The organism is Streptomyces sp. UNOC14_S4 (assembly GCF_020740835.1).
Taxonomy (GTDB): domain Bacteria; phylum Actinomycetota; class Actinomycetes; order Streptomycetales; family Streptomycetaceae; genus Streptomyces.
Genome location: NZ_JAINFC010000451.1, coordinates 1 through 6,200, shown reverse-complemented (window position 1 = coordinate 6,200; position 6,200 = coordinate 1). Strand labels below are relative to the sequence as shown.

Genomic DNA, 6,200 nt, shown 5'->3' with positions numbered 1-6,200 from the left:
CCGTACAGCCCGCGGCCTCGGTGGCGCACGACGTGGTCGGCCGCGGGCTGTACGGCATCGGGGAGCTCACCCCGCCCCCGAACCGGGCGGACCTGGTCGAGCCGGTGCTCCAGGCGGCGTACGATCACGCCGGCCTTCCTGTGGTCGTCCACGGCTACGCGCCCACGACCGCGGCGGACGTGCGCACCCTGGCCGGGCTGGCGGTCCGCTACCCGAAGGTGCCGCTGGTGATCAGCCAACTGGCCGGTGCCAACTGGATGGAGGCGATCGAACTGGCCCGGTCCACGCCGAACATCTACCTGGAACTGTCCACGGCGAACATCGTCTTCGCCGTCCGCCTGGCCATCCGTGAACTCCCCACCCGCACCCTCTTCGGCTCGGACGCCCCTTACGGCGACCCCTTGCTGTCCCGCGCCATGGTGGAACGGGTCACGTCCCCCGGCGAGCTCCGCGAGCGGGTGCTGGGCGGGAATCTGGCGGAGCTGCTGGGCTTGGGGTGACCCAGGGGTGCGGTCCTGCCGTTCTCGTTTCGGTCTCGCGTCGCCTCAGATCTTGAGGACGCGGATACCGGGGCCGCAAAGGACCCGCAGGTCCTCCGTATTCGAGGTCAGGACGGTCACCGGTGCGGGCGAAGCCAGCGCGGTCGCGGCGACGATGGCGTCGAGAGCGTACTTGTGGCCGTGAAGCCCGGCCGCGGCGAGGAGCTTGCTGGCGTGGCGGGCGACGGTTTCGGTGGGCGGGATGATGTTCACGCGGGAGACGGCGTAGTCGAAGCGGGCCTGGTTGGTTCTGGGATCGCGGGCTTCGACGAGCGTGACGGAGCTGGTGACGACGCGGATGTCCTCTGCCTCGGCCGCGGCCAGCCACTCGGTGAGTTCGGGTGTGCGGCGTACGAGCTTGGACAGTCCTTCACAGTCCAGGACGAGCGTGCCGCTCATGCGGCGTCTGCCGAGTTGTCCGCATCGCCGCGCAGGAGTGCACGCTTTGCCTCGACTGCAGCCTGGTCGATGGGGCCGTGTTCGGCTTCCGCGTCTTCGATGAGTTCGCGGAGCCGGTCGCGTTCGAGCTGGCGCTGGATGAGGGCTTCGACATAGGCGGACATGCCCCGTTTGCCGGTGCGTTCCTTGAGGGCGGCGATGGTGCCCTCGTGAAGGGAGACGGAGACCGGGCGGACGGGGCCCTCGCCGGGGCCAGGGGAGTCAGGCACGCCACCAGTTTAACAAAAGTCTTGTTATTCGGTGGGCGCCCAGAAAGTAGGCCGACCCCGCGCCGCCCCCTACTCCGTCGGCCTCCGCAACCGCGCCACGAACTTGTACCGGTCCCCCCGGTACACCGATCGCACCCACTCCACCGGCTCCCCCTGCGCGTCGAGCGAGTGCCGCGAGAGCATCAGCATCGGCAGGCCCACGTCCGTGCCCAGCAGGCCCGCTTCCCTCGGGGTCGCGAGCGACGTCTCGATGGTCTCCTCCGCCTCCGCCAGGCGGACGTCGTAGACCTCGGCGAGCGCCGTGTAGAGCGACGCGTACTTCACCAGGCTGCGGCGCAGCGCCGGGAAGCGCTTCGCCGACAGGTGCGTGGTCTCGATCGCCATCGGCTCGCCGCTCGCCAGGCGCAGGCGTTCGATGCGGAGCACGCGGCCGCCCGGGGCGATGTCGAGCAGCGAGGCCAGGCGGTCGTCGGCGGTGACGTAGCCGATGTCGAGGAGCTGGGAGGTCGGTTCGAGGCCCTGGGCGCGCATGTCCTCCGTGTAGGAGGTCAGTTGCAGGGCCTGGGAGACCTTCGGTTTCGCGACGAATGTCCCCTTGCCCTGGATTCGCTCCAGTCGTCCCTCGACGACGAGTTCCTGGAGGGCCTGGCGGACCGTCGTGCGGGAGGTGTCGAACTCCGCGGCCAGGGTGCGCTCCGGCGGCACGGGGGTGCCGGGGGGCATGGTTTCGGTCATTTCCAGCAAGTGGCGTTTGAGCCGGTAGTACTTGGGGACACGCGCGGTCCGCGCGCCGCCCGGCGTGCTCGCGCCCGCACTCTCCGTCGTGCCGCCGTCGGTCGTCACCATCGCTGGCCCACCCGACTCCGATCCTGCTGTTGTCACCGGCTCCTCCGTCTGTCGCGGTCACATCGTGGCACGGGCAGAGCCCGAGGAGCCCGGAGAAGCCCAGGTCGACCTCGAGGTGTCGGTCCGGTAACGGAGCCGACAGCGACTCTTATACACCCTTGACACCCCAAAAGGTCTAGGCCAAGCTGCGGGCACTGGTCTAAACCATTAAAGACCACTTTTGGTCCTTGAGGAGAGTGCTGTGAAGCGGGGACTCATAGCGGCGACTGGTGTCGCGGCCATGCTGATGAGTGTCGCGGCCTGCGGGTCCAGCGACAGTGACAAGGGATCGGGCGACAGCGGTTCCAAGGACGGGGCCAAGGGCAAGACCCTCACGGTCTGGTTCATGGACGGATCCAACCCCGCGGGCTGGACCAAGCAGGTCAAGGACGAGTTCGAGCAGAAGACCGGCGCCAAGCTCGACATCCAGGTCCAGAAGTGGGACGGCATCCAGCAGAAGCTCACCACGGCCCTCTCCGAGTCCAGCCCGCCGGACGTCTTCGAGGTCGGCAACACCCAGACCCCCTCCTACGCCCAGACCGGCGGCCTCGCCGACCTCGGTGACCTCAAGAAGGAGATCGGCGCGGACTGGACGGAGTCCCTCAACAAGCCGTCCGTCTTCGAGGGCAAGCAGTACGCGGCCCCCTGGTGGGCCGCCAACCGCGTCGTCATCTACAACAAGAAGGTCTGGGCGGACGCCGGCATCAAGGACGTGCCGAAGACCCGCGACGAGTTCTTCAAGGACCTGGAGGCCATCCAGAAGAAGGGCGACGCCGAGCCCCTCTACCTGCCCGGCCAGAACTGGTACTTCTTCGACGGCCTGACCATCGGCACCGGCGCCGACCTGGTGAAGAAGGACGGCAACAAGTACGTCTCCAACCTCTCCGACCCCAAGGTCGCCAAGGCCATGGAGATCTACAAGCAGTACCAGTCCTTCTCGAAGGCCCCCAAGGACAAGGACGAGGCCACCCCGCAGCAGGCCGAGGTCTTCGCCAAGGGCAAGACCGGCGCCTTCATCGGCATGGGCTGGGAGGCCAAGACCGCCATCACGGCGAACCCCGCCATCGAGAAGGACCTCGGCTTCTTCACCATCCCCGGTGAGAGCGCCGACAAGCCCGAGGGCGTCTTCCTCGGCGGCTCCAACCTGGCCATCGCCGAGGGCAGCAAGAAGCAGGACCTCGCCAAGGAGTTCCTGAAGATCGCACTGTCCGACAAGAACGAGGGTGCGCTGGCCAAGGAGGTCGGCACCATCCCCAACAAGGACTCCCTGCTCGCGAACCTCAAGGGCAACGCCGCTGCCGAGGCCGCCGGGCCCGCGGTCAAGGGCGGCGGCACCACCCCGCTGATCCCCGAGTGGGCCGAGGTCGAGAACGCCCCGAACCCGGTCAAGGCGTATATGACGGCCGTCCTGAACGGCAAGTCCCCGGAGGAAGCCGCCAAGCAGGTCGAGGCCGACCTGAACAAGCGCCTCGGCAAGAAGCAGTGACCCCGCCGGCGGTACGGGGACGGGGCGCGTAGCCGAAGAGTCCGCCCCGTCCCCGTACCGCCGCGCCCCCACGCATGACGGCACGACGTCACGACGGCATGACGGCACGACAGCTCGGACAGGGAAGAAGGCGGACGACGATGTCAGCGCAGATCGACCAGGTGACGGCGGAACCCGTCACCCGGACCGGCAAGGGCGGCGCGCCGCCACCGCGCCGGGGCCGGGCCGCCGCGGGACTTCCGTACCTCCTGATCCTCCCCGCGGGCGTCATCACGGTCCTGCTGCTCGGCTGGACGATGGTCAAGAACGGCCTGCTGTCCTTCCAGGACCTCAACAAGCGGCAGCTGATCCGGCGCGTCACCGAGTGGATCGGCGTCGACAACTACAGCGACCAGCTGAGCAGTTCCGACTTCTGGAAAGTCACCTTCCGGTCGGTGCTGTTCACCGCGGCCAACGTCGTCCTGATCATGGCGCTGGGCTGTCTGATCGGCCTGCTGCTCGCCCGCCTCGGCACCAAGCTGCGGCTGCTGCTCGCGCTCGGCCTCGTCCTCGCCTGGGCCATGCCCACCGTGGCCGCGACCACCGTCTTCCAGTGGCTGTTCGCCCAGCGCTTCGGCGTCGTCAACTACGTGCTGGACTCGCTCGGCTGGCACTCCATGGCCGAATACAACTGGACCGGCAGCCAGTTCTCCACCTTCTTCGTGGTGACCGTGCTCATCGTGTGGCAGTCGATCCCCTTCGTGGCGATCAACCTCTACGCGGCGACCACCACCATCCCCAAGGAGCTCTACGAGGCCGCCGCGCTGGACGGCGCGGGCCCCTGGAAGCAGTTCACCTCGGTGACCTTCCCCTTCCTCAAGCCCTTCTTCCTCGCCACGACCTTCCTCGAGGTCATCTGGGTCTTCAAGTCCTTCACCCAGGTCTTCGTGATCAACGAGGGCGGGCCCGACCGGCTCACCGAGACCCTGCCGGTCTACGCGTTCGTCGAGGGCATGGGCAACCAGCACTTCGGCGTCGGCGCCGCGATCTCCATCCTCACCATCCTGATCCTGCTGGCCCTGACCGCGTACTACCTGCGCCTGGTCCTCAAGCAAGAGGAGGACGAGCTGTGAAGCGCTCCCTTCCCGCCCGCGCCTGGCCGGGGACGGTGGCCGTCGTCCTCTTCGTGGTCTTCGCCTTCCCCGTCTACTGGATGTTCGGCACCTCCTTCAAGGACGGCAAGGACATCGTCGCGGAAACCCCGCAGTGGTTCCCCACGAGCCCCACCCTCGACCACTTCCGCAAGGCGGTGGACGCGGACGGCTTCTGGACCCTCGTCGGCAACTCCTTCACCGTGACGCTCGTCGCCGTCGCGCTGTCGCTGGTGGTCGCGCTGCTCGCGTCGTTCGCCGTCGCCCGCATGCGCTTCAAGGGCCGCAAGAGCTTCATCCTCGTGATGATGATGGCCCAGATGGCGCCCTGGGAGGTCATGGTCATCGCGTACTACATGATCGTGCGCGACGCCGAGATGCTGAACAGCCTCCCGCCGCTCATCGCCATCTACACCGTCATGGTGCTGCCGTTCACGGTCCTCACGCTCCGCGGCTACGTCGCCGCCGTGCCGAAGGAGCTGGAGGAGTCCGCGATGGTCGACGGGTGCACCCGCACCCAGGCGTTCATCAGGGTGATCTTCCCGCTGCTCGCGCCCGGCATCATGGCCACCTCGCTGTTCGGCTTCATCACCGTCTGGAACGAGTTCCCGATGGTGCTCATCCTCAGCAAGGATCCGTCCGCGCAGACCCTGCCGCTGTGGATCACCAGCTTCCGGACGACCTTCGGCGACGACTGGGGCGCCACGATGGCCGCCTCCACGCTCTTCGCCCTCCCCGTCCTCATCCTCTTCGTCATCCTCCAGCGCAAGGCGGTCGGCGGTCTTACCTCCGGCGCGGTGAAGGGCTAGCACTGACCATCATGGACACGCTCACCCGGGACGCCCTCACGGTCCTCCAGCCGGGATTCACCGGCACCACCGCCCCCGGCTGGCTGCTGCGCAGCCTCGGCGAGGGGCTGGCCTCCGTCGGCCTGTTCGGCCGCAACGTCGCCTCGCCCGAGCAGGTCGCGGCCCTCACCGCGCAGCTGCGCGCCGAGCGCGACGACGTGCTGGTCGCCATCGACGAGGAGGGCGGCGACGTCACCCGGCTGGAGGTCCGCACCGGCTCCTCCTTCCCCGGCAACCTCGCGCTCGGCGCCGTCGACGACCCCGAGCTCACCCGCGCCGTCGCCCGCGAGCTCGGACGGCGCCTCGCCGCCTGCGGCGTCAACCTCAACTGGGCGCCCTCCGCGGACGTCAACTCCGACCCCGACAACCCGGTCATCGGCGTACGGTCCTTCGGCGCCGACCCGGAGCTCGTCGCCCGGCACACCGCCGCGTACGTCGAGGGCCTGCAGGCCGCGGGCGTCGCCGCCTGCACCAAGCACTTCCCCGGCCACGGGGACACCGCCGTCGACTCCCACGACGACATGCCGCGCATCGACGTGGACCTCGGCACGCTGCACGCGCGGGAGCTCGTCCCCTTCCGGGCCGCGGTCGCCGCGGGCACCAAGGCCGTGATGAGCGCGCACATCCTGCTGCCCGCCCTGGAC

At 68.5% G+C, this 6,200-nt stretch carries 8 protein-coding genes; 5 read left to right on the top strand and 3 right to left on the bottom strand.

What is annotated here, in order from left to right:
• The coding region (locus tag K6I34_RS29280) for an amidohydrolase family protein (protein WP_229330452.1) at window positions 1-500 on the top strand (500 nt) is incomplete at its 5' end.
• A 45-nt stretch (window positions 501-545) separates the two neighbouring features.
• Here K6I34_RS29280 and K6I34_RS29275 read toward each other — a convergent pair.
• The 3 genes from K6I34_RS29275 to K6I34_RS29265 form a co-directional block, all read right to left on the bottom strand.
• Window positions 546-938 carry a type II toxin-antitoxin system VapC family toxin gene (locus K6I34_RS29275; RefSeq protein ID WP_229330450.1) on the bottom strand — a complete coding sequence of 131 codons (393 nt, stop codon included), beginning with the start codon at window positions 936-938 and terminating at the stop codon, window positions 546-548.
• The gene (locus K6I34_RS29270) at window positions 935-1,207 is read right to left on the bottom strand and encodes a hypothetical protein (protein WP_229330448.1); all 273 of its coding nucleotides are present in this window, start codon (window positions 1,205-1,207) and stop codon (window positions 935-937) included. The genes K6I34_RS29275 and K6I34_RS29270 overlap by 4 nt, the downstream gene beginning before the upstream one ends.
• A 69-nt stretch (window positions 1,208-1,276) precedes the next feature.
• Window positions 1,277-2,050: a GntR family transcriptional regulator gene (locus K6I34_RS29265; RefSeq protein WP_229330455.1), complete on the bottom strand. Its 774-nt coding sequence runs from the start codon at window positions 2,048-2,050 to the stop codon at window positions 1,277-1,279.
• Between the two features lie 244 nt (window positions 2,051-2,294).
• On the opposite strand from K6I34_RS29265, the gene K6I34_RS29260 reads away from it, so the two are divergent.
• From K6I34_RS29260 to K6I34_RS29245, 4 genes are all read left to right on the top strand, one after another.
• Window positions 2,295-3,578, top strand: coding sequence for an extracellular solute-binding protein (locus tag K6I34_RS29260; RefSeq protein WP_229330446.1), 1,284 nt, complete (start codon window positions 2,295-2,297; stop codon window positions 3,576-3,578).
• 140 nt (window positions 3,579-3,718) lie between these two features.
• Window positions 3,719-4,690 (top strand): carbohydrate ABC transporter permease, encoded by a 972-nt coding sequence (locus K6I34_RS29255; protein ID WP_229330444.1) that lies wholly within the window; start codon window positions 3,719-3,721, stop codon window positions 4,688-4,690.
• Window positions 4,687-5,517, top strand: a complete 831-nt coding sequence (locus K6I34_RS29250) for a carbohydrate ABC transporter permease (RefSeq protein WP_229330442.1) — start codon at window positions 4,687-4,689, stop codon at window positions 5,515-5,517. Before K6I34_RS29255 ends, K6I34_RS29250 begins: the two co-directional genes overlap by 4 nt.
• Window positions 5,518-5,528: 11 nt before the next feature.
• The coding region (locus K6I34_RS29245; RefSeq protein ID WP_275127174.1) for a glycoside hydrolase family 3 N-terminal domain-containing protein at window positions 5,529-6,200 on the top strand (672 nt) is incomplete at its 3' end.

Coding starts and splice junctions, on each gene's coding strand:
- K6I34_RS29275 (WP_229330450.1), bottom strand. CDS start 938: ATGAGCGGCACGCTCGTCCTGGACTGTGAAGGACTGTCCAAGCTCGTA.
- K6I34_RS29255 (WP_229330444.1), top strand. CDS start 3,719: ATGTCAGCGCAGATCGACCAGGTGACGGCGGAACCCGTCACCCGGACC.